Consider the following 26689-nt stretch of genomic DNA (forward strand, 5'->3'; position numbering starts at 1 on the left):
GGGGTGAGGGCCCGGCCCGCCACTCGAAAACAAGCCGAACTCGAAGGATGTCGAAATGACCCAAGCCCTCATCGTCTCCACCGCCCGCACGCCTTTGGCCAAGAGCTGGAAAGGCGCCTTCAACATGACCCACGGCGCCACCCTCGGCGGTCACGCGGTCAGGGCGGCCATCGAACGCGCCGGCATCGACGGCGCCCTGGTGGACGACGTGCTGATGGGCTGCGCCACCCCCGAGGGCGCCACCGGCAGCAACATCGCGCGCCAGATCGCGCTGCGCGCCGGCCTGCCGGTGACCACCAGCGGCGTGACCGTCAACCGCTTCTGCTCCAGCGGCCTGCAGACCATCGCCATGGCCGCCCAGCGCATCGTCGCGGGTGAGGGCGACGTGTACGTGGCGGGCGGCGTCGAGAGCATCTCCTGCGTGCAGAACGAAGCCAACCGCCACATGATCACCGACCCCTGGCTGATCGAACACAAGCCCGAGATCTACTGGAACATGCTGCAGACCGCCGAGCAGGTGGCCAAGCGCTACAGGATCGGCCGCGACCGCATGGACGAGTACGGCGCGCGCAGCCAGCAGCGCGCCTGTGCGGCGCAGGAGGCCGGCAAGTTCAACGACGAGCTGGCGCCTATCACGGTGACCGCTGGTGTGGCCGATCCGCAGCGGGGCCTGCACAGCAAGCAGATCACGGTCAGCGCCGACGAAGGCCTGCGACCCGGCACCACCGTGGAGGCGGTCTCCGGCATCAAGCCGGCAATCCCGGGTGGCGTGATCGCTGCCGGCAATGCCAGCCAGTTCAGCGACGGCGCCGGCGCCTGCGTGATCGTCAGCGATGCGTTCGCCGAGAAGAACGGTTTGAAGCCCCTGGGTCGCTTCCTCGGCTTCGCAGTGGCAGGCTGCGAGCCCGACGAAATGGGCATCGGCCCCGTCTTTGCCGTGCCCAAGGTGCTCGAGCGCCTGGGCCTCACGGTCGCCGACATCGACCTGTGGGAACTCAACGAAGCCTTCGCGGTGCAAGTGCTCTATTGCGCTGAACGCCTGGGCATCCCGATGGATCGGCTCAACGTCAACGGCGGCGCCATCGCGGTCGGCCATCCCTACGGCGTGAGCGGGCAGCGCCTTACCGGGCATGCGCTCATCGAAGGCCGGCGCCGCGGCGCGAAGAAGGTGTGCGTGACCATGTGCATCGGCGGCGGCATGGGCGCGGCCGGCGTGTTCGAGGTGCTGTGAGTGCGCCGCCACCTGCCGCGTTGATCGCGGACACGGCATGCTCATGCGTCTCAGCAGCGAAACCGGAACAAACGAGATGAAGACCGTACGACTCGAAAAACTGACCTGGGTGCTGATCTATGGCGGCATCTTCATTGCGATGCTCGGCCTGTGGGTGATCGACGACAACGCCGCGCTCGGGCACAGCCTGAGCTGGGGCGGCGGCCTGGCAATACTGGTCGGCGTGCTGATGATCTGGCTGCGTTCCCGGCGCGGCGACGCGGCGGAGCTGCCGGACAAGGAAACGCCGCGGTGATCCACCACATCGTTATCTGGACGCTGCACGACGCGGCCGACGCGCCCCGCTTCAAGGCACTGCTCGATGGCTGCGCGAACCTCGTGCCGGGCATGCCGAGCTTCGCGGTCGGCATCCGCACGCAGGGCCTGGAGGCCAATGCCGACGTGGTGCTGGTCTCGGCCTTCGCCGATGCCGCTGCGCTCGAGGCCTACCAGAGCCATCCTCAGCACCAGGCCGTCGCCGCGCAACTCGGACCCCTGCGCCGTGAGCGGCGGGTGGTCGATTTCGAGCGGCCTTGAACGGCCATGCGCCTGCGTCGACTGGCCGGTGCTGCAATGTTTTCGATGTGCGCATCCACCGCGGCGGCGAAGGATGCTGCTGCTGCGTTTCAGGTCTTTCCCGTCGCTCGCAGCGTTGCCCAGGTCGAAGCGCAGTGCGCTGACTTGCTGGGCGATGTGGCGCGGCGTGAGCGCCGCGTCGCGGCCGGTGCCGACAGCAAGGTCGGCGTGCTGGCCGGCATGGACGGCATCACCCAGGCGGTCGACGAGCAGCTGGCGCCGATCGCCTTTCAGGCGCACGTTCACCCGAACACGGCGGTGCGCGACGCCGCCGAGGCCTGCACCCTTCGCTTTCAGGACTTCGCCAGCCGGCTCTACCAGAACGCGAAAATACACGCCCGGTTAGAGGCACTGGCGCCGCTCGATCCGATCGACCGCCAGATGCGCGAAGACCTGCTGGCCGCATTCGAAGATGCCGGCGTCGCGCTGCCTGCGCCGCGCCGTGCCACGGCGCGCCGGCTCAGCAACGAGATGGCCGAGTTGTCGCAGGCTTTCGAGCGGCAGGTGCGCGAGGACGACACCCTCGTCGCCTTTACCGAGCCCGAGCTGAACGGCGTGCCGGCAGCGGTGTGGCGCGAGGCCCCGCGCGACCCGCAGGGCCGCGTGCTGCTCGGCCTGGACTATCCCGTCTATGGCCCGGTGATGGAAACGGCGCACGACCCGGCGGCGCGGGAGCGCATGTGGCGTGCCTTCCATGCCCGCGGCGGCCAGCTCAATCTCGACAGGCTCGCAGCGCTTGCAAGCAAGCGCTGGGCGTATGCGCAACTGTTCGGCCTCGAAAGCTACGCCGAGTTCCAGGTGCGCCGCCGCATGGCGCGCAACGTTGCGACGGTGCAGGCCTTTCTCGACGAGGTGAAGGCGGTGGTGCAAGCGCGCGAGCGCATCGACCTGGCCGACCTGCGCAGCGCCAAAGCGAGCGAGCTGCAACAGCCGCTCGCCGGCACGCCGTTGAAACGCTGGGACATCGGCTACTACATCGAACGCGTCAAACGCGAGCGTTTCGCGCTGGACCAGGAGCGGTTTCGCCGTCACTTTCCGCCCCAGGCCAGCGTCGACTTCGTGTTCGCGTTGGCCGGCCGCTTGTTCGGCGTCGGCTTCGAGCCGCTGGAGCAGGCGCTCTGGCATCCCGACGCTCGCGCCTACGGTGTGTTCGAGCAAAGCGGCGGACAACGGCTGGCCACGCTCTACCTCGATCTGTATCCGCGCGAGAACAAATACGGCCACGCGGCGGTGTGGTCGCTGCAGGGCTCTTCCACCCGCACGGGCCAGCGGCCGGCGGCTGCGCTGGTCACCAACTTCGACCGCCGCGGCCTCACCCTGGACGAGCTGGAGACGCTGCTGCACGAATTCGGCCACGCGCTGCACACGGCGCTGTCGACCACGCGCTATGCCGGCCAGGCCGGCACCAGCGTCGAGCTCGACTTCGTCGAGGCGCCCTCGCAGATGCTGGAGGAATGGGTTTACGACGCCCGCGTGCTCGCGCTCTTTCAGGACGTGTGTGCGGCCTGCGAGCCGGTGCCGGCCGATTTGCTGGCGCGCGCGCGGCAATCGCGCAGCTTCGGCAAGGGCCTGCGGTTTGCACGCCAGCATCTGTACGCCAGCTACGACCTGGCGCTGCACGCAGCCGACGTCGCCGAGCCGATGGCGCTGTGGGCGCGCATGGAAGCCGCCACACCGCTGTCGCACGAGGCCGGCACGACGTTCCCGGCCAACTTCTCTCATCTGGCCGGCGGCTACGGCGCGGGCTACTACGCCTACCTGTGGAGCCTGGCCACGGCGCGCGACCTCTACACCGCGTTCGACGCCGACCCGCTCGACGCCGCCACCGGCCGGCGCTACCGTGACACCGTGCTGGCCCACGGCGGGCAGTTCGAGCCCACCATTCTGGTCACCCGCTTTCTCGGCCGGGCGCCGAACAACAACGCTTTCTTCGAGTGGCTCGCGCATTGAGCGTGCGTGCGCCCGCCACCGTCACGAACATCACGACTCCCACGGACCTTTTTCAATGCTGCAGTTCCCCGTTCACATTCCCTTCACCGAACAGCTCGGCTTCGAACTCGTGCGCCTGGGCGGCGGCGAGTCCGAGATCGTGGTGGCTTTGCGCGAGGAGCACCTCAACTCCTTTCGCGTCGCCCACGGCGGCCTGACGATGACCTTGCTCGACGTGGCGATGTCGCATGCCGCGCGCAGCGTCAACATGACGGCAGCCGATGCCACCGGCGTGGGGCCGGTCGATCACGGCCCCGGCGTGGTGACCATCGAGATGAAGACGAGCTTCATGCGACCCGGCCAGGGCCGCCTGCGCGGCACCGGCAAGCTGCTGCACCGAAGCATGACGCTGGCGTTCTGCGAGGGCAGCGTCTTCGGTGAAGACGGGGCCTTGTGCGCGCATGCGACGGCCACCTTCAAGTACCTGCGCGCGCTGCCCACCGACCGGCGCACGCTCGCGCCGCTGCAAACGCGCGAGCCGCCAGTGTCTGGCGGCAGCGGCTCCGATTGAACGACGAGCGAACCCTTGCCCCAGCCGCTGCCTCCAACCGACCCACCGCCCCGGATGCGCATCGACACGACCCTTCCCAAAAGGACCCCACCATGACCCTGATCAACCAACAGATCGTGCTCGCCTCCCGCCCCGAGGGCGAGCCGAGCGCTGCGAACTTCGAGCTGATGGAGACGAAAGTGCCGGAGCTGCAGGACGGCCAGGTGCTCGTGCGCAACCACTACCTCTCGCTCGACCCCTACATGCGCGGGCGCATGAGCGAAGGCAAGAGCTACGCGCAGCCGCAGCCGCTGGGTGAGGTGATGATCGGCGGCACGGTTGGCGAAGTGGTGGCCTCGAAAAACACCGCCTTCGCGGTGGGCGACATGGTCGTCGGCATGGGCGGCTGGCAGGACTACCAACTCGTGGATGCCGGCCAGCGCGGTGTGCTGCAGAAGGTCGACACCACGCACCTTCCGTTGTCCGCCTACCTGGGCGCTGTCGGCATGCCGGGCGTGACGGCCTGGTACGGCCTCACCCAGATCATTGCGCCCAAGCCGGGCGAAACGGTGGTCGTGAGCGCGGCCAGCGGCGCGGTGGGCGGCGTGGTCGGCCAACTCGCGAGAGCGCGCGGTGCGCGGGCCGTGGGCCTGGCCGGAGGCCGCGAGAAGTGCGCCTACGTGACTGAAGAACTGGGCTTCGACGCCTGCATCGACTACAAGCAGCACCCCGACCTCAAGTCGCTCTCGGGTGCGCTCAAGGCCGCCTGCCCGAAAGGCATCGACGGCTACTTCGAGAACGTCGGCGGCATGATCCTCGACGCGGTGATGCTGCGCATGAACGCCTTCGGCCGAATAGCGGTGTGCGGAATGATCGCCGGCTACAACGGCGAGCCGATCCCCATGGCCAACCCGTCGTTGATCCTGATGTCGCGGCTGAAGATCGAAGGCTTCATCGTCAGCGAGCACATGGAGGCTTGGCCGCCTGCGCTCAAGGAACTGGGCACGGCCGTCGCCACCGGCAAGCTCAAGTACCGAGAAACGGTAGCCGAAGGGCTGGCGAGCGCACCGCAGGCCTTCCTCGGTCTGCTCAAGGGACGCAATTTCGGCAAGCAGCTGGTCAAGCTGGTCTGAGCCGGAACCGGTCGGGGCAGGGCGTTCGAGACGAGAGCGGCCGGCTGGCCGAAACACTGCCCAATCCGGCCGGCCGTGCGCTGCTGTTGCCGCACCACCTCGATCACCACTTCCCGGAGCCCCATGAGCCACCCCACCGCCAGCGATCTGATCCTCCACCACTACGCCACCTCGCCCTTCTCGGAGAAGGTGCGCCTCATCCTCGGCTACAAGCGGCTCGCCTGGCGCAGCGTGACCGTGCCCATGGTCCTGCCCAAGCCCGACGTCGTGGCCCTGACCGGCGGCTACCGGCGCACCCCTTTCCTGCAGATCGGCGCCGACATCTATTGCGACAGCGCGCTCATCGCGCGGGTGCTGGAGCGGCTCGCGCCCGAGCCCACGCTCTATCCGCCGGCTTCGGCCGGCAGCGCCGAATTGCTCTCGCACTGGGCCGACAGCGCCCTGTTCTGGACGGCGATTCCGTACACGATGCAGCCGGCTGGCCTGGCCTCGATCTTCAACAATGCGCCGCCCGAGGCGATCAAGGTCTTCGGCGCTGACCGCGCCGCCATGTCGCCCCATTTCCGCCGCCCGACCGTGGCCGACGGCAGCGTGCAATTGCAGATCTACCTGGCCTGGCTCGAAGGGCAACTGGCCGACGGGCGGGCCTTCTTCGGCGGCGACGAGGTCAGCATTGCCGACTTTTCGGTGGCGCACCCGATCTGGTTCATCCGCCGTGCACCGCCGGTGGCCGGCGTGCTCGACGCCTGCCCGCGTCTGGCGGCGTGGTACGAGCGGGTTCAAGCCCTGGGGCAGGGCCAGCCCGGCGAGAAGGTCGATGCCGCCGAAGCGCTGCGCCTCGCCGCCAGTGCCGGTGCCGGGGCACGCGAGCCGAGTGCCGTTCAGGCCGGCCTGGGCTTCGAAGCCGGCGAGACGGTCAGCGTGGCTGCCACCGACTACGGCAGCGATCTCGTCCTCGGGCAACTGGTCGGGCTGAGTGCGGACGAAGTGGCGGTTCGCCGTGAGGATGAACGCGCCGGTGCGGTGGTCGTGCACTTCCCGCGGATCGGCTTTCAGATCAAGAAGTTCACTCCCTAGCTTATAAATCAACGACTTAAGAATTAATCATGAACAAACAGTTTAGATATTTATCCGGTTTTTAGTCAGACTTTAGCGCCGTGCTCGATCTTTGGAAAATAGGTTTCTGACTGCCGTTTGTCCGAATCAGAATCCGTTGTTTGTCAGACGTTTAGACTGGTTTGTTAATGAGGAATCTCAGCAAGAGAACAGCCGTTATTACCGGCGCCGGTTCCGGCTTTGGGCTGGAGGCAGCACGCATTGCCGCCCGCGAGGGGATGAACGTCGTGATGGCCGACGTGCAGGCCGATGCGCTCGAGCAGGCCGCTGCCGAAATCAGCAGTTCGGGCGCGTCCGTGCTGTCGATGCGCGTGGATGTGGCCGAGGCCGCAGAGGTCGAGGCGTTGGGTGCCGCCACCGAAAAGCGCTTCGGCGCGCCGCACCTGGTCTTCAACAACGCCGGCGTCGGTGCCGGCGGCTTGATCTGGGAGCACACGCTGGCCGATTGGGAATGGGTCGTCGGCGTCAACCTCATGGGCGTAGCCCACGGCGTGCGCGTCTTCACGCCGATGATGCTGGCCGCCGCCCAGGCCGACCCGGACTACCGGGGCCACATCGTCAACACCGCTTCGATGGCCGGCTTGGTGAACGCGCCGAACATGGGCGTCTACAACGTCAGCAAGCATGCCGTCGTGGCGCTCAGCGAAACGCTCTACCAGGATCTGCGGCTCGTTACCGAACAGGTCGGCGCCTCGGTGCTGTGCCCGTATTTCGTGCCGACCGGCATCAGCCGCAGCCAGCGCAACCGCCCGGGTGCGATGGCTGCACAAAAGCCGACCGCGAGCCAACTCGTCGCCCAGGCGATGAGCGACAAGGCGGTCAACTCGGGCAAGGTGAGCGCCGCGCAGGTGGCGCAATCGGTGTTCGACGCCGTGCGCGAGAAGCGCTTCTACATCTACAGCCACCCGCAGGCGCTGGCCGGCGTGCAGACGCGGCTCGAAGACATCCTCCTGCCGCGCAATCCGACCGACCCGTTCGCGGGCAGGCCCGAGATCGGCAAGAAGCTGCGCCGAGCGCTGCGCGTGCAGGCTTGAGCCCTAGCGGGCGGCCTTTCGCGCCGCTCGTCGATCTGCATTCCAGAGCGGGCCGGGAAAGCCCGACCTCGCAGTGGCGGATCGTTTTGCCGCACCGCTTCCCGCCAACGGAAGCGGGGTCATCGCGGGCGACCCGCAGGTCCGCAAGAAGCAGTCGCCGTCCCTCCGCGGGCACAAGCTCTGCCCGTAACGAAACGTCAACTTTGTTGGAGGATCCGACCATGCTCTTCAGCACCAGGCAACTCGAAGGGTTCAAGCTCGACGCCCGCGATGGCGAAATCGGTCGCGTGCGCGAGGTCTATTTCGACGACCGGCACTGGGTGATCCGGCATCTCGTCGTGGACACCGGCGGCTGGCTGTCCGGCCGCAAGGTGCTCATCTCTCCGCATTCGATAGAGCGGCTCGACCGCGACCAGCAACGGCTCACCGTGGCCCTGTCGCGCCAGCAGATCGAAGACGCGCCGGGCATCGACGCCGACAAGCCGGTCTCCCGGCAGCACGAGATTGCCTTCTCCGATCACTACGGCTATCCCTACTACTGGACCGGCACCGGCTTGTGGGGTGCGGCGGCGTATCCGCTGACGGTCGGTGCGATGGCTGTACCGCAGGCTGAAGACGGCCGGGCGCGTGAGCTTTCGCAGCGCGCCGCGCAGGCCGAGGACGCCGCCGCCGACCCGAACCTGCGCAGCAGCAAGGAGGTGATCGGCTACCACATCGAGGCCGGCGACGGCAGCATCGGCCACATCGAGGATTTCCTGTTCGACGAGCGCTCCTGGCAAATACGCCAAGCCGTCGTCGACACGCGCAACTGGCTGCCGGGGCGGCTCGTGCTGGTGTCGCCCGAGGCCATCGAAAGCGTCGACTGGAGCGCCCGCCAAGTGCGGGTGAAGCTCACGCGCGAAGCGGTCAAGGCCAGCCCGCCCTACGACCGCAATGCGCCGCTGTCGGGCGAGGGCGAGTCGGCGCTTCAAGCCCGTCACGAACGGAGCTGAATCACGTTGAGCCGGGCGGCAAGGTCACCGGTGTCGTTTATTTCCCGGGCGTCTGATCGTCCTGAAACGGACGACTGACTCAACACGGCGGCACAGGCATCTTGCTTGCCGGCTCAAGATGTACCAACGCTTTTCGGGCTCGCGAAGCAGTCCTCTATTTCGACCAGGAGAAGCACCATGCGCAACACAACCCTCTCGAGCACTACAACCCTTTCCAGACTCGCCCGGTTCGCCGTCGTGCCGGCCGCCATCGCCATGGGCTTTTCCATGCCGAGCCATGCGCAAACCAGCACCAGCGCCGACAAGGCTCAGGCAAACAGTGCAACCACCGGCAGCAAGGCTGCCCAGAAAACGCAGTACCGCGGCGTGCGTGCCAGCGAAATGATCGGCATGAGCGTGCGCAACCCCAAGGGCGACAACATTGGGGAGATCGGCGACATGATCGTCAACATGAATACCGGCGACGTGCGCTACGCGATCCTGAAGTTCGATCCGGGCATCCTGCAGGGCGAGGAGCTGTACGCCGTGCCGACTACCGAGCTGCGCATTGCCGCAGATCGCGACGACGTGGTCTACAACATGAGCGAAGCCAAGCTCGAGCGCGGGAAGATCGACCGAGCCGGCTGGGACGACGGCATCTGGAACGACCCCGACTACCTCGCCAAGCTCGACACGGTACAGGGCATCAAGCAGCCGACACGCGGCGCGCGGGCGCACCGCGCGAGCGACCTGATCGGCAAGGACGTGAACAGCAAAAGCGGCGAGAAGATCGGCGAGATCGAAGAGCTGATCATCAACATGGCCACGCAGAAAGTGCACTACGCCGTGCTCGAATTCGACCCGAGCTGGGTCTCGCCGGATCAGAACTACGCCTTCCCGCTGACGTCGTTCAAGTTGACCGACGGCAAGGACGAACTCGTGCTCGACATCACGAAGTCCAAGCTCCAGGCGATGAAGAACTTTCCCGACAGCCGCTACGAAAATCTCAACGACCGTGTGTGGGTCGCCGACATCGACCGCTATTTCGTGACCGCGCTGCCGGCGTCAGCTGGCGGCGGCATGGCCGCCACGTCTGGCGCCAACGGCGGCAGCATGGCCGGTTCTGACGCCCCGCCTGCGGGGCTGTTCTCGCGCCTGGACGACGACAAGGACGGCTCGCTCGACAAGGCCGAGGTCAAAGACACGGCGGATGTGGACCGCAACTGGAAGCGCTTCGACAAGAACGGCGACAACCGTATCAGCAAGGACGAGTTCACCAGCAATTACACGATCGAACCGGGTCGCTGACCGTGAGGCGGCCTGCGATCGCTCAACCCCTGCGGGTGAGCGGCGCAGGCCCGCCGAACCGGCTGCCGTTGATACGCCTGTAGCGAAGGCTCATCGGTCGCGTGCGATCAGACGGTCCTCGAACTCGATCGTCATCGGCTCGCCGCCGCCGACCGGCCGTGCAGTGATCGTGAAGCTGAAATTTCGCAGGGGGGCAAGGCCGAAAGTGCCGAGATAGGACACACGCCCGTTTTGCTCGATTTCGCGCATTTCGATCGCCTCGGTTTGCCCGAGCAGATTGCGCTGGGTGGCGCTGACCTCGGCCCGCACCGGCATCTGCCGTCCGTCCTTGCGCTCGAGAACCACGAGGTTCAGCACGGCGCGGTCGGCCGCGCGCTCGATGCCGTGGTTTTCTGCCGTGCCAGGCGCCAGGGACTCGCTGTTGACCGCGTTGGCCCGCAGCGTGTAGCGGCCGAATTCGGATACTTGAACGGCAGGACCGCCGCGGCCCGCAGCGTCGTTGCGGTCGACGGCGCCGCCCTGGGCGCTTGCAACGGTGGCCGTTGCGGCAAGGAACAGCGTGGGAATCAGGTGTTTCAGCATGCCGATTTGCAGCAACCGACATGCCCAGGGGTCGCAAGCGCTGCGAGGCCACGCCCGACCTGATATGTTCCGCGCGATGAGTACCGATCCCGCCGCGAACTCGTCCTCGTTTGCAAGCGCGGCCGCTGCGTTGCGGCGGTGGGCGGATCGCAACGTCCTCGGGCTCGGCCGCGAAATGCGGTGGTCGTACCTGCCGCCGCTGATGGTGTATGTCGCCGCAGGCATCTCGGGGCTCACCGCCATCGTCGGCACCTTCTACGTGAAGGAGCGTCTGGGGCTGTCGGCCGAGTTCCTCGCCGCACTCGGCTTCTGGGCCACGCTGCCATGGTCGCTCAAGATGCCGCTCGGGCACCTCGTCGATCTGCTGTGGCGCTGGAAGGCCGGCCTCGTGTTCATCGGCGCCGGCCTGATCGCCGCAAGCCTCTTCATCATGATCGGGCTGCTCGGGCACACCGAAGCCATGCAGGCGGTGGCCACGGTGGAAGCCTGGTTCGTGCTGTCCGCGCTGCTGGCACCCATCGGTTATGTCGTACAGGACACGGTGGCCGACGCCATGACGGTTGAGGCCGTTCCGCGTTTCGACAGCGAAGGCCGGCCCATCGCGCCGGCCATGCTGCGCTCCATGCACACGACCATGCAGACGCTCGGCCGCGTGGCGATCATCGGCGGCTCGGTGCTGATCTCGGTGGCCAACGTGGTGCTGCTGCGGGACGCCGGCGCCCTGCCTCCCGACGAGCTGGCCCGGCTCTACCTGCGCATCTACGAACTCGCGCTGATCATTCCGGTGGTGTCGGTGCTCGGCGTGGCGCTCGGCCTGTGGTTGCGCTGGCGCCAGGCGGCCGGGCTCGCCGGGAAGGGGTTCTCGGACGAGCAACTGCGCACGATGATGAACCCGCACGGCGAGCCCCCGCCGATCAACTGGTGGATCCTCGGCGGCGGGCTCTCCTTCGCGGCCGTCGCCGTGGCGGTCGGCTTGGGCGACGTGGCGGCGGGGCAGGAGATCATTTTCGTGGCCTCGATGGCGATCGTGCTGTTCCTCATCCGGCAGCTCACGCGCGAGCTGCCGGCCGAGGCGCGCAACGTGCTGGTCGGCACGGCCGTGGTCATCTTCGTGTTCCGGGCCATGCCCGGCCCGGGCGCGGGCTCGACCTGGTGGATGATCGACGAGCTCGATTTCGACCAGCAGTTCATCGCCATGCTGTCGCTGCTGGGCAGCGTGCTGACGCTGGCGGGCCTGTTCATCTTCCGCCGCTTCATGGCGGAGCGTTCGATCGCCTACATCGTCGGCCTGCTCACCGTCGCCAGCACGCTGCTCAGCCTGCCGATCGTCGGCATGTACTACGGGCTGCACGAATGGACAGCGGCGCTCACGGGCGGCGTGATCGACGCCCGAGCGATTGCGCTCATCGACACGGCGCTCGAGTCGCCGCTCGGCCAGATCGCCATGGTGCCGATGCTGGCGTGGATCGCCAATTCGGCGCCGGACCGTCTGAAAGCGACCTTCTTCGCCGTCATGGCCTCGTTCACGAACCTCGCGCTGTCGGCCTCGCAGCTCGGCACGAAGTACCTCAACGAGGTGTTCCTCGTCACGCGGGAGGTGAAAGCCCCCGGCGGGGCGGTGCAGGTGCCGGCCGATTACGGCGAACTCGGGTGGCTGTTCATCACCGCGACCGCGATCGGTCTGGTGCTGCCGCTGCTGGCGATCGTGTTCGTGAAGGCGACCCGGTTTCGCAGCGCATAGCCTGCCGCTCGCGGCCGGGGTCGCATGTCAAACTGCCTGAATGAACCACCCCCGAAGCGCCTGCGGCGCCTCCCCCTCGAGGGGGCGACGCCAGCAGACCGGCGAAGCCGGATCTGCGGCGTCTGCCTGGCTGCGACGGTTCATGCGTCGTGGGTTGCGCGAAGCACGTGGAGCAACTGAGATGACACCGATCCGCGTTCGCACTTTCGCTGTACCCCGGCGACCCCCCATGCCGGTGTTGCGACATGCGCAACGCCCTGCGGCAAAGGCGCTTCGATGAGCGCGTCGCCCCAACCCGGCCGCGCCGAGGACATCGAGCCCTTCTGGCTCGACTACCAGCGCCAGTGCGGTATTAAGGTCGAAGGCTTCGCGGCCAGCGCCCTCGGCCACACACGGCCGCTCGCCGACGAACTGGCCGATCTGGTGGCCCGCGGCATCAAGCGCGCCCATGCCACGCTGCACCGCGACTTCCAGAAGGACCTCGAGCCCCTGCCGCAACCGGGCGACCACCTCGTGGTGCTCGACGGCGCCGGCCGGCCGCGCGCCATCGTGCGCAACACCCACGTCGAGCTGCGCCACTTCCACGACATCGACGACCGTTTCGCCTTCGAGGCCGGCGAGGGCGACCTGAGCCTGCGCTGGTGGCTCACCGCCCACCGGCAGGACTTCGCCGAACGCGGCGAGCGCGAAGGCTTCGAGGCGAGCGAGAGCTTGGAGCTGGTGCTCGAGCATTTCGAGATCGTGTGGCCCCAGCCGGTGACAGCCGCGCCTGCGCAAGAACTGCGCGACGCAGGGTGAGCATGGCAGCGCCTGCCGGCGACGCTGGGGGCGCGTCGGCGTCGGCGTCATCCGCAACTGTGAGCGGCGCATCGGCGCCGACCGAATGCCACCGGATCGACGGCGACACCCCGGCCGCGGCCAAGGTGGCTGTCATTGGCGGCGGGCCGGCCGGGCTGATGGCGGCAGAGGTGCTGGCCGCCGGCGGGGCGCGCGTCGATCTGTACGACGCCATGCCCTCGGTCGGCCGCAAGTTTTTGCTGGCCGGCAAGGGCGGCCTGAACCTCACGCACGGCGAGCCGCTGAAAGACTTTTGCGCGAGATACGGCCCGCGCACTGAGGAGGTCGGCGCTTGGCTCGAGGTGCTGCCGCCGGCCGCGGTGCGCGACTGGGCCGAAGGGCTTGGCGTCAGCACCTTTGTCGGCAGCTCGGGCCGCGTGTTTCCGACCGACCTCAAGGCCGCGCCGCTGTTGCGCGCCTGGCTGCACCGCCTGCGTACGGCCGGCGTCGGTTTTCACAGTCGGCATCGCTGGCAGGGGTGGGCGGAAGACGGCGCACTGCGTTTCGCGACGCCGCAGGGCGAGCGCGCCGCGAAGGCCGACGCGGTGGTGCTGGCGCTGGGCGGCGCGAGCTGGCCGCAGCTCGGTTCGGACGGCGCCTGGACCGCGCCGCTGGCGGCCCGCGGCGTGGAGACGGCGCCGCTGCTGCCCTCGAACTGCGGTTTCGACGTGGGCCATGCCGGCCAGCCGATCGGCTGGAGCGAGCATTTCCGCGAGCGCTTCGCCGGTGCGCCGATCAAGCCGGTGGTGCTGGCCTTCACCGACCGCCACGGCGCGCAATTCCGGCGCCAGGGCGAGTTCGTCGTCACGGCCACCGGCATCGAAGGCAGCCTGGTCTACGCGGCGTCGAGCGCACTGCGCGATGAAATCGCGGCAGAAGGCGCCGCGACGATCCACCTCGACCTCCTTCCCGACCGCAGCGCCGAGTTCGTCGCCGCGGAAGTCGGGCGTCCGCGCGGGCCGCGCACGCTGGCCACGCAACTGAGGAGCCGGCTCGGCATCACCGGCGTCAAGGCAGCGCTGCTGTATGAAGTGCTCGGCAAGGAAGCGATGCACGACCCGGTGCAGCTTGCGGCGGCATGCAAGGCCCTGCCGCTGCGGCTGGTGTCGCCCCGGCCCATCGCCGAAGCGATCAGCACTGTCGGCGGCGTGCGCCTGCAATCGCTGGATGAACGGCTGATGCTGCGCGCCGTGCCGAGCGTGTTCTGCGCCGGCGAAATGCTCGACTGGGAAGCGCCCACGGGCGGCTACCTCCTCACGGCCAGCATGGCCAGCGGGCGGGTGGCGGGGCAGGGCGCGCTCGACTGGCTGGCCGGCAGGGCAACCGTTCCCTGATCTTGCCGGCACCCTGTGTTAGAACCCCCGGCATCTGCAGAAACTCCCCTTGCACAGCCTCTCATGAATGCCGCCGTACAGCCTGTTCACGTGGTCCGCTCCGAGGCGCGCCACCTCCACCCCGCGTGCGAACGTTGGAGCGTCGAAGCCACGCTGGCCTTGTTCGACCTGCCCTTCAACGACCTGATGTTCCGTGCCCAGCAAGTGCACCGCGAGCACTTCGACGCCAACGCAGTGCAGCGCTCGACCCTGCTGTCCATCAAGACCGGCGGCTGCCCGGAGGATTGCGCCTACTGCCCGCAGTCGGTGCATTACGACACCGGCGTCGAAGCCGACAAGCTGATGGAGCCGAGCGCCGTGCGCGCCGCCGCCGAAGCCGCGGTGGCGGCCGGCGCTACGCGCTTTTGCATGGGCGCGGCCTGGCGCGAACCGAAAGACCGCGACATCGAGAAAGTGGCCGCACTGGTGCGCGAGGTCAAGTCGCTGGGTCTCGAGGCCTGCTGCACGCTCGGCATGCTGAGCCGGCCCCAGGCCGCGGCGCTCAAGGAAGCCGGCGTCGATTACTACAACCACAACCTCGACACCTCGCCCGAGGCCTACGGCCGCATCATCGGCACGCGCGTGTACGAGGAGCGGCTGCAGACCCTGGCCCATGTGCGCGAGGCCGGCATGAACGTGTGCTGCGGCGGCATCGTCGGCATGGGCGAGAGCCGGCGCGAGCGGGCCGGCCTGGTGGCGCAGCTTGCCAACCTCGATCCGCACCCGGAGTCGGTGCCGATCAACGAGCTCGTGCAGGTGGAGGGCACGCCGCTGGCCGGCACCGACAAGCTCGATCCCTTCGAGTTCGTGCGCACGATCGCGGTGGCGCGCATCACCATGCCGACGGCCTACGTGCGGCTGTCCGCAGGCCGCCAGCAAATGGGCGACGCCATCCAGGCGCTGTGCTTTCTGGCCGGCGCCAACTCCATCTTCTACGGCGAGAAGCTGCTCACGACCGGCAACCCGGACGTGGCACGCGACGAAGCGCTGTTCGAGACGCTGGGTCTGCACGCCGTCTGACCGCCCCTGCGCGTCGGCAGGGCGCGGCCGTTTACAGAATTCTGGCTGCTGTCCTACAGACCGGGCGCCGGCGGGCCGCTACGCTGCGTCGTTGCTCGCTGCATCGCTGTCGTTGCATCGCGTCAGCGCCGGGCGGTGACCCGGTCAGCGGACGCTTCGCCTCTGCGGCCCGTGCGGCAAGCTGGTTTCCACGACAACACGACCGCTCCATGCAAAGAAGACACTTCGTCGGCGGCCTGGCCGCCTCGGCAGCCCTACAAACCCTGTTCGGCCATGCGGCCGGCGCGGCCACGCTGGAGACCCTCGGCAAGCCGCAGCCTTTCGACTATGCGGGGCTCAAGGGCCGGGCGCGCGAGCTGGCGGCCCGGGCTTACCAAGCGCCGCCCACCACACTGCCTCCGGCCATCGACTCGCTCGACTGGGACCAGCACCAGGCGATCCGCTTTCGCCCCGAGCATGCGTTGTGGCGCGACGACCGGCTGCGCCTGCAAGCACAGTTCTTCCACCTGGGGCTCTTTTTCAAATCCCCGGTCCGCATTCACGAGCTCGTCGACGGCCAGGCCCGCGAGCTCGCCTACGACCCGTCGATGTTCGATTACGGCAAGAGCGGCGTGCAGGGCAGCCAGTTGCCGAAGGACCTGGGTTTCGCCGGCTTCCGGCTGAACTTCCACACCGATCCGGAACGCGACATCTGTGCCTTCCTCGGCGCGAGCTACTTCCGCGCGGTGGGCGGCCAATGGCAGTACGGCCTGTCAGCACGCGGCCTGGCGATCGATTCCGGCCTGCCGCGGCCCGAGGAGTTTCCGAACTTCGTTTCGTTCTGGCTCGAAAAGCCCGCGCAGGGTGCCAGCAGCATCACCGTCTACGCGCTGCTCGATTCGCCGAGCATTGCCGGCGCTTACCGCTTCCTCATCACGCCCGGCGACACCCAGGTGATGGACATCGACGCGGCCCTGTACCCGCGCAAGACGATCGAACGGCTAGGCATCGCGCCGCTCACCAGCATGTTCCAGACCGGCGAAAACGACCGCCGCATGGCCAACGACTGGCGCCCGGAAATCCACGACAGCGACGGCCTGCAGATGTTCACCGGCGAAGGCGAGTGGATCTGGCGCCCGCTGAACAACCCCCGCACGCTGCGCTTCAACGCGTACAAGGATCTCAACCCGCGCGGCTTCGGCCTGATGCAGCGCGACCGCGACTTCGACAACTACCAGGACGACGGCGTCTTCTACGAGAAGCGCCCGAGCCTGTGGGTGGAGCCGAAAGCCGGCTGGGAAGCCGGCTCGGTGCAGCTCATCGAGATTCCGACGGTGGACGAAACCTTCGACAACATCGTCGTGCTGTGGAACCCCGATCGCGCACCCCAGCCCGGCGAAGAATTGCTGTTCTCGTATCGCCTGCACTGGGGCGCCCAGCCGGCCGTGCCGCCGATGGCGCGCTGCCTGGCCACGCGTACGGGGTTGGGCGGCATCGTCGGCCAGGCCCGCAAGCACTTCTCGTGGCGCTTCGCGGTCGACTTCGCCGGGGGCGACCTGGGCCTGCTCGGCCCGAAAGCCAAGGTCGAGGCGGTCGTCACCGCCTCGCGCGGCAAGATCGAGATCACCTCCGCGCGGCCCTTGCTCGCGATCAACGGCTGGCGCGCGATGTTCGACGTGGTGCCGCCCCCCGACGAGGAGCCCATCGATCTGCGCCTGTTCCTCAGCAGTGCCGGGCAGCCCATGAGCGAAACCTGGCTGTACCAGTACAACCCGCCGCCGCTGGCCGAACGCAATCTGGCCTAGCGTCCAAGCCGGATTACTCCCTCTCCCCGCTTGCGGGAGAGGGTGGGGGTGAGGGTTCGACCCGGTGGCCAGTGGCACACTGCGCGCCTTCGCGGCGCACCGCCGCTTTTCGCATCGCTTTCCCCATTGAATACTGCCGACAAGATCCTGCTGCAGCTCGCCACCGAACTGAAGGTCCGAGCGGCCCAGGTGAAAGCGGCCGTCGAACTGCTCGACGGCGGCGCCACCGTCCCCTTCATCGCGCGCTACCGCAAGGAAGCGACGGACAACCTCGACGACACCCAGCTGCGTGACCTCGAAGCGCGCCTTTCTTATCTTCGCGAGCTGGAAGAGCGCCGCGCCGCAGTGATCAGGAGCATCGACGAACAGGGCAAGCTCAGCGCCGAGCTGCGCATCGCCATCGATGCCGCGCCGACCAAGCAAGAACTCGAAGACCTCTACCTGCCCTACAAGCTCAGGCGCCGCAGCAAGGCGACGATCGCACGCGAGGCGGGTCTGGAGCCGCTGGCCGACCGGCTGTTCGGTGACCCGACGTTGGTGCCGCTGGACGAGGCGGCGTCCTTCGCAGCGGCTCATGAGGGTGGCGCGGCAGCCCTCGCCGAGGCGGGCTTTGCCGACGCGCTGGCCTTGCTCGACGGCGTTCGCGACATCCTCGCCGAGCGCTGGGCGGAGGACGCGGGGCTGGTGCAGTCGCTGCGCGGCTGGCTGTGGGAGACGGGTCTTTTCCGCGCCAAGTTGATGGAAGGCAAGGATCCGCTGCAGCCCGACGTGGCAAAGCTGCGCGACTATCTGGACTACATCGAGCCGATCGCCAGGGTGCCTTCGCACCGTGCGCTGGCGGTGTTTCGCGGCCGCACGCAGCAGATCCTTGATGCCAAGCTGGTGCTGGCCGAGGAGCCGGTGCCCGGCAAGGTTTCAGTGGCCGAGGCGCGCATCGCTTTGCATCTCGGCTGGAGCCATCGGGCCCGGGCCGGCGACGACCTGATCCGCAAGTGCATCGCCTGGGCCTGGAAGGTCAAGCTCAGCCTGAGCCTGGAACGCGACCTGTTCGCGCGCCTGCGCGAGGATGCCGAAAAGGTCGCCATCAAGGTGTTCGCCGAGAACCTGCGCGATCTGCTGCTCGCCGCACCCGCAGGCAAGCGCGTGGTGATGGGGTTGGACCCTGGCATCCGCACGGGCGTGAAGGTCGCGGTGGTCAGCGACACCGGCAAGGTGCTGGACACCGCGACGGTCTATCCGCACGAGCCGCGCAAGGACTGGGACGGCTCTCTGCACGCGCTCGGCCGGCTCGCCGCCACCCACGGCGTGAACCTCATTGCCATCGGCAACGGCACGGCCAGCCGCGAAACCGACAGGCTGGCGGCCGACCTGATCAAGCGAATGACCGACGGCTCGGCGCCCGCCGCGTCGCAACCCGCGCCGGCAACGCCCATCGAAAAGATGGTCGTCAGCGAATCGGGCGCCTCGATCTACTCCGCCTCGGAGTTCGCGAGCAAGGAGCTGCCCGAGCTCGACGTCAGCCTGCGCGGCGCGGTCTCGATCGCGCGGCGGCTGCAGGACCCGCTGGCCGAACTGGTGAAGATCGATCCCAAATCGATCGGCGTGGGCCAGTACCAGCACGACGTGAACCAGAGCGAACTCGCGCGCATGCTCGATGCAGTGGTCGAGGATTGCGTCAATTCGGTCGGCGTCGATCTGAACACCGCCTCGGCGCCGCTGCTGGCGCGCGTGTCGGGTCTGAGCGCGGCCGTGGCGGCGAACATCGTGCGCTGGCGCGACGCGCACGGCGCCTTCGGCAACCGCCGCCAGTTGCGCGAGGTGGGCGGGCTGGGCGAGAAGACCTTCGAGCAGGCGGCGGGTTTCCTGCGCATCCGCGGTGGCAACAACCCGCTCGACGGCTCCGGCGTGCACCCGGAAACTTATCCGCTCGTCGAGAGAATCGTCGCCACGCTGGGCCGCCCGGCCGGTGAGGTGATGGGCAAGAGCGACGTGATCCGTGCCTTGAAGCCGGAAGCCTTCGCGGACGAGCGCCACGGCGCGATCACCGTCAAGGACGTACTTGCAGAGCTGGAAAAACCCGGCCGCGATCCGCGCCCCGGCTTCAAGGCGGCCCGCTTCAACGACGGCATCGAAGACCTGAGGGATCTGCAGCCCGGCATGCTGCTCGAGGGCACGGTCAGCAACGTGGCGGCCTTCGGCGCCTTCGTCGATCTGGGGGTGCACCAGGACGGCCTCGTGCATGTGAGCCAGCTGGCCAACAAGTTCGTCAGCGATGCGCGTGAGGTCGTGAAGACCGGCGACGTCGTCAAGGTGCGGGTGCTCGAGGTCGATCTCGCGCGCGGACGGGTTTCACTGACGATGAAGCTCGACGGCAAACCCGCGCCGCGAACGGGCGCAGGCAACGCCTACCAAGCGCCGGCTCGCGGTGAACGTATCGGCACACCGCGCTCGGCCGCGCCAGCTGACAAGTCGGGCAGTGCGATGGCCGCTGCTTTCGCAAAATTGCGAACCGGGCGCTGAAACCGCTGCGGTGAACTGCGAGATTCGGACGAGCCGGCGATACCGGCTCGTCCGTCCCCGTCAGATGCTGGTCGGGCGGCTCTTCACACGACGAACCGCATCGCCGGTGGCTTTGACCGCGACCCGGCGCACACCACGCTGTGGCGTCGCGCGCCGTTGTTCTTCGAGCACGCGCGGTGCGGCTTCGGGGCTGGACGCCATCATCACGATGCGCATCGCCGCCAGGTCACTGGCAGACAGCCCCCCGGTGGCCACGGTGTTGGGCACCATCATGGCGACCACGCTGGCCATTGCAAAGCTGGCGAAGGCAACGCTGCGGGCGCCCGGCCAAGCCAGGCTGCCTGCGCTGCCGCGTTCGCCGCGACCGGAAACCGGATGACGAGCCGGCCATGCTGGCTGCACAGCTACAGGCGTCGGCAGGGCGGGCACTTCGGCCTGCGGAGGAAGCTCGATGGTTTCGGCTCCGGCATGGCGCCACGCCGCCTGCATCACTGCTGGGGGACGCGTTTCTTCCGGAATCAGCAGCCAACCGCGCCGACGCCACGCCCGTCCCACACCTGTGCGACTCGTCACCACCGCCAGGGGCACGGCCAGCATGAGCGGCAGTGCCAGGGGCAGCACACGCCACGCGTCGGCCGGCTGACCGGCCATCCACCAGGCCAGCGCGGCGGCGACAAGTGCGCCAACCACGCCGAAGCGACCGGCGGCTTCCCGCCAGCCCACTGCAGTGGCTTCGCGCGAGGGTGATTTCCAGGCCAGCTTCAAGCCGGTGAGGGCGCCCACCACGAAGATGGAATGCGCCACCATGCGCACCGGCGCCTGCAGGGCCGAAAGCAGCGCCTCCAGCACGGCACTCACCGCCAGCTTGCCCGTCCCGCCGTAGGCAGCGGCTTCGCCGCGCTGCACGATGAGACGCACGGCCAGCACCCGGGGCAGGAACAGCAGCGCCAGCGTTGCAGCCCACAGGCCGACGGCTGCCATCGGCAAACCGCCGTCGGGAACCCCCGCACCGGTGCCGCTCACGAGCCACGGGAGCACTCCCAGCAAGGCAAAAGCCAACCACAGCGGCGAAGCAACGTACGACATGGCGCCGGTCACGAACATCGCGCGGTGCACGCCGGCGATGCCAGGCTCGGCGACCAGCCGGGCGTTCTGCAGGTTGCCCTGACACCAGCGGCGGTCGCGCGTGAGCTCGTCGATCAGGTGCGGCGGCGGCTGCTCGAAGCTGCCCTCGATGTCAGGGACCAGCCAGACTTCGTAGCCGGCACGGCGCATCAGCGCGGCCTCCACGAAATCGTGCGAGAGGATCGGTCCTGACAGGCCACCGCGTCCGGCCAGCGGGGCCAGGGCGCAATGCTTCATGAAAGGCTCGACGCGCAGGATCGCGTTGTGGCCCCAGTAGTGCGATTCGCCGAGCTGCCAGTAGCGCAGGCCCGCGCTGAACAGCGCGCCGCTGACCCGGCCGGCGAACTGCTGCACGCGGGCATGCAGCGAATCGTGACCGCAAGAGCGCGGCGCCGTCTGCACGATGCCGGCACGCGGGTGCGCTTCCATCAGGCGCACCATTGTGAGCAGCGCCTCGCCGCTCATCACGCTGTCGGCGTCGAGGACGATCATGTAGCGGTACTGGCGCCCCCAGCGGCGGCAGAAGTCGGCCACGTTGCCGGCCTTCTTCTTGGTGCGGCGCTGGCGCCAGCGGTAGTAGACCGGCAGGTCGCCGAGCGCGGCGCGCAGCGCCTGGAGGGCGAGCAATTCGGCCTCGCGCAGTTTCGGATCGGCGGTGTCGGAGAGCAGGTAGACATCGAACACCGGCGGCGCACCGGCCTGCTGCTGTGCCGCGATCAAGGACTCGCAAGTGGCGCGCAGACCTGCGGCCACCGTGGCGATGTCTTCGTTGCAGATCGGCATGATGATCGCGGTGCGTGCAGACGGATCGATGGCGTGGTTGGCCACACCCGCGGCGGTCAGCGCATGGCGGTCGCCACGCAGCAGCGTCAGGTAGCCCATCACCGCGGTCACGCAGCCGGCCGAAACCCAGGCGAAGAGCAGCGCGAACAAGCCAGTCTGGACACCGGCCCAGGGACCGCCGTCACCGACCGGCGCGACGCTTTCGAGCACCAAGGTGGCGAACGTGGCGCTGCCCACGACCAGCGCCAGCAACAGCCGGCGGCGATCGGCCGCGATGCCTGCCCAGCTCGCCTGTGCAGCAACCGGCAGCGCAGTCGACTTGTCACCGAGCGCCGCGCCAAGGCCTGCACGCAGGCTGCCGCCAAGGCCGGCCCAGGGCCGTGGCGTCATGCTGCCGCGCATGAGCTGCGGTGCCGTCGCGACGTCTGCAAGCGGCGATACGTCGGAAATCGTTTCGGTGAGTTTCATTGCGCGGGCAGGGCTAGGGGCGGGTTTCGGTAAGTGCGTCGGACTCGTACGGCAAGAAGGCACGAGCCTGCGGGGGCTGAAGGGAATCGGTTCGTTGAACCTTCGAGTTCAACCTCCAGCCATTGATGAAGGGAAGACGGTGGGCGTTCGCCGACGGGACCGGAGCTTTGTCACTGGTCGTGACAGCCGCCGTGAACCGTGCTGCCCGGCAGTAGAGCAACGGTTGTGCCCGCGAAACCGACGCCGAATTCGGCGCCCGCGCAAAACTCGAGCGCCATCCGCTTACAGGCAAGACAGCCGGAAAGGTCGTGAGCACGCAAGGAAGATGAGGAGTCAGCATGAGAGGAGGTCGGCGACTGCGTTCAACAAGTCGAGAAGCGAGAGGCGCTTACGGCCTTTCGAAGCACTGCCCTAACGATTCTCACAGAAGCAAGGGTTTGCCCGCTGTAGTCTGGCTTGCAAGCCGCTTGTAGGACAAGGTGCAAGGACGGCGCTCTTCTCTGCGCCGAGCCGCTCCGCGCGCACGGCTAGCATCCAAGCGATGTCCTTTTTCCCACGCGCGCTCCGTATCCTGGCCGGCCGAACTGCCCGGGCACACTTGGAGCGGCATGGCCTTCGGCCCGGGGATGTGCGCGTCGTCGCGGCCGCCGCGGGCGGGCCCAAGGGCTTGGTGCTGGGGGCGCTCGACCGATATGTGTTTGGCGAGTGGTTGCCCCGAGCTGCGCAGCCGGTACACCTGGTCGGAGCCTCGATCGGCGCCTGGCGCATAGCCACCGCAGCGCTCGCCGATCCGGTGGCGGGCTTTCGGCGCCTGGAGCACGATTACATCCACCAAACCTACGAGGTCGATCCCGGCCGGACGGCGGCATCACCGACTATCACCTGCACTGGAACTACCCGACGATCAACACGGCGCGCGAGGCGAGCGTGGCCGGCCTGGCAGAGGCGGTTGCCGAGGCGGAGCACGGCCTCGTGCTCTATCTGCACTTTCAGCAGGCGGTAGTGCCGGGGTGGCTGGACAAGGCGTGGACGCGCCGCCATCGCTGCACGCCATTTCTGGACAACGTGGTCGTGCTGGCGCCCGATCCGGAATGGATCAAAACGCTCCCCGGCGCCAAACTGCCCGACCGCAGCGACTTCAGGCGCTATGCCCACCGGCTCGAAGATCGCGTGCGCGACTGGAGCCGGGCCGCCGCCGAGAGCGAGCGGCTGGCCGACGAGCTGGCCGAGGCGCTGGGCCGAGGGCCGGCGATGCGCGTCGAGCCGCTGTAGCGCCGGTTCAGACGGAGCCGGACGAAGCTACATCGCCGCCTCGAGCATTGAGCGGTAGTCCTCGGCGCTGGCCAGGCGCGGATTGGTCTGGTGGCAATGGTCTGCCAGCGCGCCTTCGATCACCTTGTCGAAGCAGTCGCGCTCCACGCCCAGCGCGGCCAGGCCGGGCGCGAGGCCCAGGCGGGCGTTCATCGCCGTGATGGCGTCGGGGATGTCGCCCGCCGCCGCCAACCCCATCGCATGCGCCATGCGTTCCAGGCGGCGCTCGGCCTTGACGCTTTCGGCCTCGGCGTTGAAGCGCACTACGGCCGGCAGGAACATCGCGTTGAGCGTGCCGTGGTGCAGCCGCGGGTTCACGCCGCCCAGCGCATGGCTGAGCGAGTGCACGCAGCCCAGCCCTTTCTGGAAAGCCATCGCGCCCTGCATCGAAGCGCTCATCATTTGCTTGCGCGCCTCGCGGTCGCTGCCCTCGTTGGTGGCGCGCTCGATGTGCGCCCAGGCACGCTCGAGGCCGTCGAGCGCGATGCCGTCGGCAGGCGGGTTGAAGGCCGCCGACAGGAAGGTCTCCATGCAGTGCGCGATGGCGTCCATGCCGGTGGCCGCCGTCAGGCCAGCCGGCAGCCCGAGCGTGAGCTCGGGGTCGCAGATCGCCACCTTCGGCACGAGGTGCCAGGAGTGAAAGCCGAGCTTGCGGTGGTCGTCGACGATGACGATGGCGCCGCGTGCCACCTCGCTGCCCGTGCCGGCCGTGGTCGGCACCGCGATCAGCGGCGCCACCGCGGCAGTGATCTTCGGCGAGCCGCCTTCGATGGTGGCGTAGGTCTTCAGCTCGCCCGGGTGCGTCGCGAGGATGGCCAGCCCCTTGGCCAGGTCGATGCTCGAGCCGCCGCCCACCGCGATCAGCCCGTCGGCGCCGTGCGCTTTCCAGACTTCGCGTGCGGCGCGCACCGCGGCTTCGGTCGGGTTGGAAGGCGTGCCGTCGAACACGGCGACCGGCAGATCCTTCAGCGCGTCCAGCGCTTTTTGCAGCACGCCGGCCGCGCGCACGCCGGCATCGGTGATGACGAGCGGGCGGGTGATGCCCACACGGGCGCACTCCGCGCCGAGCTGGCGCACGGCGCCGAAATCGAACTGGACTTGCGTGATGTAGAAGATGCTGGCCATGGTGGGACGGGATGAAAAGAGGGGGCCGAAACGGGCTCGCCTTGAGGACCCGCGCAAGGGCCGGGCTGCGACCGAGCCAGTATGCTCGTGGCCCGCAAGCCCAGCGCGCCGCGCGGGCCGACTCTGCACCGCCTTCATGAACCCCGATGCACTGACTCCCGCCACGCGCAGCGTGCTGCAGCGCATCCACCGTGCCGGCCGCTCGCCGCTGCACACGCTGGCCGTCGAAGAGGCACGCATGGCCTACGAGATCGGCGCCGAGATCATGGACCTGCCGCGCGCCCCGCTGGCGCGGATCGAAGACCTTCAAGTGCCGACCCGCGACGGCGCCTTGCTCCGAGGGCGGCTGTACGCGAACTCGTCGGAGCCCCTGCCGGTGCTCATCTACCTGCACGGTGGCGGCTTCACGATCGGCAACCTGGAAACGCACGACAGCCTGTGCCGCCAGCTCGCCTTGCACAGCGGCGCGGCGGTGCTGGCGCTCGACTATCGCCGCGCGCCCGACCATCGCTTTCCCGCCGCGGTCAACGACGCCTGGGATGCCTTGCAGTGGCTGGCCGGCGAGGGCGCTGCGGCACTCGGGCTCGACGCCGGGCGCCTTGCCATCGGGGGCGACAGCGCCGGCGGCACCCTGGCCGCGGTGTGTGCGCTGCTCGCCCGTGACGCCGGCTTGCCGCTGGCGCTGCAGCTGCTGTTCTATCCCGGCACCGCCGCGCAGACGAACAGCGACTCCCACCGGCGCTACGCCAGCGGAGTGCTGCTCGACCATCCGCTGATCGAGTGGTTCTTCGCGCACTACATCGATGCGGCCCAGCGCGACGACTGGCGCTTCGCGCCGCTGCTGGCCACCGATCACCACGGCGCGGCGCCGGCCTGGATCGGCCTGGCCGAATGCGACCCGCTGGTCGACGAGGGCCTGGCCTACGGCGACGTGCTGCGCGCCGCCGGCTTGCCGGTGCAACTCGAGCTCTGGCGCGGTGTGGTCCACGACTTCATCAAGATGGGCCGCTCCGTGCCCGAGGCCCGGCTCGCGCATGCCGCCGCGGGCCGCGCACTTCAGGAAGCGTTCGCGACATGAACCAAGATGCCACCCCAGCAACGGCTGAGACGCGCCCCGAGCGCAGCGCCTTCCGCAACCTGCACCGCCTGCGTGTGCGGTGGGCCGAGGTCGACATGCAGGGCATCGTCTTCAACGGGCACTACCTGATGTACTTCGACACCGCCGTGGCCGACTACTGGCGAGCGCTGGCGCTGCCCTACACCGAGTCGATGCAGGCCTTCGGCGGTGATCTCTACGTGCGCAAGGCCACGCTCGACTACCACGCCTCGGCCCGTTACGACGACGTCCTCGACATCGGCATCCGCTGCGCGCGCGCCGGCACCACCTCGCTGCTGCTGGCGGGCGCCGTGTTCCGTCAGGATGAATTGCTCGCCGCCGGCGAGCTGGTCTATGTGTTCGCCGACCCGGCTACACAGAAAAGCAAGCCGCTGCCTCAGCCGCTGCGCGAGGTGCTGCAAGCCTTCGATGACGGCGAGCCGATGCTCTCGGTCCGCACGGGCACCTGGGACGAGCTCGGCGCCGACGCGCGAGCGATTCGCACCGAGGTCTTCGTGCAGGAGCAGCACATCCCCGCCGAACTCGAATGGGACGAGGCCGACAGCGCCTGCGTGCACGCCGTGGCCTACAACCGCATCGGCGCGGCGCTGGCCACCGGCCGGCTGCTCGAGCACGTACCCGGGGTGGGCAAGATTGGACGCATGGCAGTGCGCCAGCCGCTGCGCGGCGCAGGCGCCGGTCGGCTCGTGCTCGGGGCACTGATGCAGGCCGCGCGAGAACGCGGTGAAACCGAGGTGCTGCTGCATGCGCAAACCTCGGCGGTTGCCTTCTACGCGCGTTGCGGTTTCGTTGCGCGTGGGCCGGAGTTCCTCGATGCCGGCATCGCCCATGTGGAGATGATGCGTGGGCTGTGAGCGGTGCCGCAGAGCGCGCCCGCCGGGAGCGATGGCCGATGTGCGCGATGTTCAACGCGGCCGGGCCGGCGCGGCAATCCACGGGTTCGGGATCGCAACAGACAAGTAATCGGAGGCCTCGCCATGCTGACTTCATTGCCTTGGCGCCATGGACGCGCGGTG

21 protein-coding genes and 1 pseudogene are annotated in these 26689 nt (G+C 68.4%); 19 read left to right on the plus strand and 3 right to left on the minus strand.

Annotated elements, in window-relative coordinates; translation table 11 throughout:
- Nucleotides 1-55: 55 nt before the first annotated feature.
- The 10 genes from H0W40_RS00635 to H0W40_RS00680 all read left to right on the plus strand — a co-directional run bounded on the left by H0W40_RS00635 (nucleotide 56) and on the right by H0W40_RS00680 (nucleotide 9887).
- Nucleotides 56-1231 (plus strand): acetyl-CoA C-acyltransferase, encoded by a 1176-nt coding sequence (locus tag H0W40_RS00635; protein WP_292442041.1) that lies wholly within the window; start codon nucleotides 56-58, stop codon nucleotides 1229-1231.
- 76 nt (nucleotides 1232-1307) lie between these two features.
- Nucleotides 1308-1526, plus strand: a complete 219-nt coding sequence (locus tag H0W40_RS00640) for a hypothetical protein (protein WP_292442043.1) — start codon at nucleotides 1308-1310, stop codon at nucleotides 1524-1526.
- Nucleotides 1523-1807 carry a Dabb family protein gene (locus H0W40_RS00645; protein ID WP_292442044.1) on the plus strand — a complete coding sequence of 95 codons (285 nt, stop codon included), beginning with the start codon at nucleotides 1523-1525 and terminating at the stop codon, nucleotides 1805-1807. Before H0W40_RS00640 ends, H0W40_RS00645 begins: the two co-directional genes overlap by 4 nt.
- A gap of 6 nt (nucleotides 1808-1813) precedes the next feature.
- On the plus strand, nucleotides 1814-3796 hold the full coding sequence (locus H0W40_RS00650) for a M3 family metallopeptidase (RefSeq protein ID WP_292442045.1): 1983 nt from the start codon (nucleotides 1814-1816) through the stop codon (nucleotides 3794-3796).
- Nucleotides 3797-3851: 55 nt separating this feature from the next.
- Nucleotides 3852-4346 (plus strand): PaaI family thioesterase, encoded by a 495-nt coding sequence (locus H0W40_RS00655; protein ID WP_292442046.1) that lies wholly within the window; start codon nucleotides 3852-3854, stop codon nucleotides 4344-4346.
- A 92-nt stretch (nucleotides 4347-4438) separates the two neighbouring features.
- Nucleotides 4439-5458, plus strand: a complete 1020-nt coding sequence (locus H0W40_RS00660; RefSeq protein WP_292442047.1) for an NADP-dependent oxidoreductase — start codon at nucleotides 4439-4441, stop codon at nucleotides 5456-5458.
- A gap of 123 nt (nucleotides 5459-5581) precedes the next feature.
- On the plus strand, nucleotides 5582-6535 hold the full coding sequence (locus tag H0W40_RS00665; protein ID WP_292442048.1) for a glutathione S-transferase family protein: 954 nt from the start codon (nucleotides 5582-5584) through the stop codon (nucleotides 6533-6535).
- Nucleotides 6536-6702: 167 nt separating this feature from the next.
- A complete protein-coding gene (locus H0W40_RS00670) occupies nucleotides 6703-7608 on the plus strand; it encodes an SDR family oxidoreductase (RefSeq protein WP_292442051.1) in 906 nt (301 codons plus the stop codon).
- A 221-nt stretch (nucleotides 7609-7829) separates the two neighbouring features.
- Nucleotides 7830-8600, plus strand: a complete 771-nt coding sequence (locus H0W40_RS00675) for a PRC-barrel domain-containing protein (protein WP_292442052.1) — start codon at nucleotides 7830-7832, stop codon at nucleotides 8598-8600.
- 177 nt (nucleotides 8601-8777) lie between these two features.
- A complete protein-coding gene (locus tag H0W40_RS00680; RefSeq protein ID WP_292442053.1) occupies nucleotides 8778-9887 on the plus strand; it encodes a PRC-barrel domain-containing protein in 1110 nt (369 codons plus the stop codon).
- A 90-nt stretch (nucleotides 9888-9977) separates the two neighbouring features.
- On the opposite strand, the gene H0W40_RS00685 is transcribed toward H0W40_RS00680, so the two are convergent.
- Entirely contained in the window at nucleotides 9978-10469 is a 492-nt protein-coding gene (locus H0W40_RS00685) for a DUF4426 domain-containing protein (protein ID WP_292442055.1), read from the minus strand.
- A 76-nt stretch (nucleotides 10470-10545) separates the two neighbouring features.
- Between H0W40_RS00685 and H0W40_RS00690 the strand changes: the two genes are divergently transcribed.
- From H0W40_RS00690 to H0W40_RS00715, 6 genes are all read left to right on the plus strand, one after another.
- Nucleotides 10546-12210, plus strand: a complete 1665-nt coding sequence (locus H0W40_RS00690; protein ID WP_292442056.1) for a hypothetical protein — start codon at nucleotides 10546-10548, stop codon at nucleotides 12208-12210.
- Nucleotides 12211-12486: 276 nt separating this feature from the next.
- Nucleotides 12487-13008 (plus strand): ASCH domain-containing protein, encoded by a 522-nt coding sequence (locus tag H0W40_RS00695; RefSeq protein WP_292442057.1) that lies wholly within the window; start codon nucleotides 12487-12489, stop codon nucleotides 13006-13008.
- A 2-nt stretch (nucleotides 13009-13010) separates the two neighbouring features.
- Entirely contained in the window at nucleotides 13011-14381 is a 1371-nt protein-coding gene (locus H0W40_RS00700) for a TIGR03862 family flavoprotein (RefSeq protein WP_292442059.1), read from the plus strand.
- Nucleotides 14382-14444: 63 nt separating this feature from the next.
- On the plus strand, nucleotides 14445-15440 hold the full coding sequence (gene bioB / locus H0W40_RS00705) for a biotin synthase BioB (protein ID WP_292442061.1): 996 nt from the start codon (nucleotides 14445-14447) through the stop codon (nucleotides 15438-15440).
- A 209-nt stretch (nucleotides 15441-15649) separates the two neighbouring features.
- Entirely contained in the window at nucleotides 15650-17224 is a 1575-nt protein-coding gene (locus tag H0W40_RS00710; RefSeq protein WP_292442063.1) for a glucan biosynthesis protein, read from the plus strand.
- Between the two features lie 126 nt (nucleotides 17225-17350).
- On the plus strand, nucleotides 17351-19744 hold the full coding sequence (locus H0W40_RS00715; RefSeq protein WP_292442065.1) for a Tex family protein: 2394 nt from the start codon (nucleotides 17351-17353) through the stop codon (nucleotides 19742-19744).
- 60 nt (nucleotides 19745-19804) lie between these two features.
- On the opposite strand, the gene mdoH is transcribed toward H0W40_RS00715, so the two are convergent.
- On the minus strand, nucleotides 19805-22120 hold the full coding sequence (mdoH, locus tag H0W40_RS00720; RefSeq protein ID WP_292442066.1) for a glucans biosynthesis glucosyltransferase MdoH: 2316 nt from the start codon (nucleotides 22118-22120) through the stop codon (nucleotides 19805-19807).
- Nucleotides 22121-22661: 541 nt separating this feature from the next.
- Between mdoH and H0W40_RS00725 the strand changes: the two are divergent.
- Nucleotides 22662-23392 (plus strand): annotated as a pseudogene (locus tag H0W40_RS00725) (hypothetical protein).
- A gap of 27 nt (nucleotides 23393-23419) precedes the next feature.
- Here the strand turns inward: H0W40_RS00725 and H0W40_RS00730 are convergent.
- Nucleotides 23420-24556, minus strand: coding sequence for an iron-containing alcohol dehydrogenase (locus H0W40_RS00730; RefSeq protein WP_292442067.1), 1137 nt, complete (start codon nucleotides 24554-24556; stop codon nucleotides 23420-23422).
- A gap of 136 nt (nucleotides 24557-24692) precedes the next feature.
- Between H0W40_RS00730 and H0W40_RS00735 the strand changes: the two genes are divergently transcribed.
- Entirely contained in the window at nucleotides 24693-25634 is a 942-nt protein-coding gene (locus H0W40_RS00735; protein ID WP_292442068.1) for an alpha/beta hydrolase, read from the plus strand.
- Nucleotides 25631-26527 (plus strand): YbgC/FadM family acyl-CoA thioesterase, encoded by an 897-nt coding sequence (locus H0W40_RS00740; protein ID WP_292442069.1) that lies wholly within the window; start codon nucleotides 25631-25633, stop codon nucleotides 26525-26527. The genes H0W40_RS00735 and H0W40_RS00740 overlap by 4 nt, the downstream gene beginning before the upstream one ends.
- Nucleotides 26528-26689 lie beyond the last annotated feature (162 nt).

Source organism: Methylibium sp. (assembly GCF_013817345.1).
Classification (GTDB): domain Bacteria; phylum Pseudomonadota; class Gammaproteobacteria; order Burkholderiales; family Burkholderiaceae_C; genus Methylibium.

Bases quoted from the DNA above. Each gene is read 5' to 3' on its own strand.
- H0W40_RS00635 (WP_292442041.1), top strand. From the start codon at position 56: ATGACCCAAGCCCTCATCGTCTCCACCGCCCGCACGCCTTTGGCCAAG.
- H0W40_RS00640 (WP_292442043.1), top strand. From the start codon at position 1,308: ATGAAGACCGTACGACTCGAAAAACTGACCTGGGTGCTGATCTATGGC.
- H0W40_RS00650 (WP_292442045.1), top strand. From the start codon at position 1,814: ATGCGCCTGCGTCGACTGGCCGGTGCTGCAATGTTTTCGATGTGCGCA.
- H0W40_RS00655 (WP_292442046.1), top strand. From the start codon at position 3,852: ATGCTGCAGTTCCCCGTTCACATTCCCTTCACCGAACAGCTCGGCTTC.
- H0W40_RS00660 (WP_292442047.1), top strand. From the start codon at position 4,439: ATGACCCTGATCAACCAACAGATCGTGCTCGCCTCCCGCCCCGAGGGC.
- H0W40_RS00665 (WP_292442048.1), top strand. From the start codon at position 5,582: ATGAGCCACCCCACCGCCAGCGATCTGATCCTCCACCACTACGCCACC.
- H0W40_RS00670 (WP_292442051.1), top strand. From the start codon at position 6,703: ATGAGGAATCTCAGCAAGAGAACAGCCGTTATTACCGGCGCCGGTTCC.
- H0W40_RS00675 (WP_292442052.1), top strand. From the start codon at position 7,830: ATGCTCTTCAGCACCAGGCAACTCGAAGGGTTCAAGCTCGACGCCCGC.
- H0W40_RS00680 (WP_292442053.1), top strand. From the start codon at position 8,778: ATGCGCAACACAACCCTCTCGAGCACTACAACCCTTTCCAGACTCGCC.
- H0W40_RS00685 (WP_292442055.1), bottom strand. From the start codon at position 10,469: ATGCTGAAACACCTGATTCCCACGCTGTTCCTTGCCGCAACGGCCACC.
- H0W40_RS00690 (WP_292442056.1), top strand. From the start codon at position 10,546: ATGAGTACCGATCCCGCCGCGAACTCGTCCTCGTTTGCAAGCGCGGCC.
- H0W40_RS00695 (WP_292442057.1), top strand. From the start codon at position 12,487: ATGAGCGCGTCGCCCCAACCCGGCCGCGCCGAGGACATCGAGCCCTTC.
- H0W40_RS00700 (WP_292442059.1), top strand. From the start codon at position 13,011: ATGGCAGCGCCTGCCGGCGACGCTGGGGGCGCGTCGGCGTCGGCGTCA.
- bioB (WP_292442061.1), top strand. From the start codon at position 14,445: ATGAATGCCGCCGTACAGCCTGTTCACGTGGTCCGCTCCGAGGCGCGC.
- H0W40_RS00710 (WP_292442063.1), top strand. From the start codon at position 15,650: ATGCAAAGAAGACACTTCGTCGGCGGCCTGGCCGCCTCGGCAGCCCTA.
- mdoH (WP_292442066.1), bottom strand. From the start codon at position 22,120: ATGAAACTCACCGAAACGATTTCCGACGTATCGCCGCTTGCAGACGTC.
- H0W40_RS00730 (WP_292442067.1), bottom strand. From the start codon at position 24,556: ATGGCCAGCATCTTCTACATCACGCAAGTCCAGTTCGATTTCGGCGCC.
- H0W40_RS00735 (WP_292442068.1), top strand. From the start codon at position 24,693: ATGAACCCCGATGCACTGACTCCCGCCACGCGCAGCGTGCTGCAGCGC.
- H0W40_RS00740 (WP_292442069.1), top strand. From the start codon at position 25,631: ATGAACCAAGATGCCACCCCAGCAACGGCTGAGACGCGCCCCGAGCGC.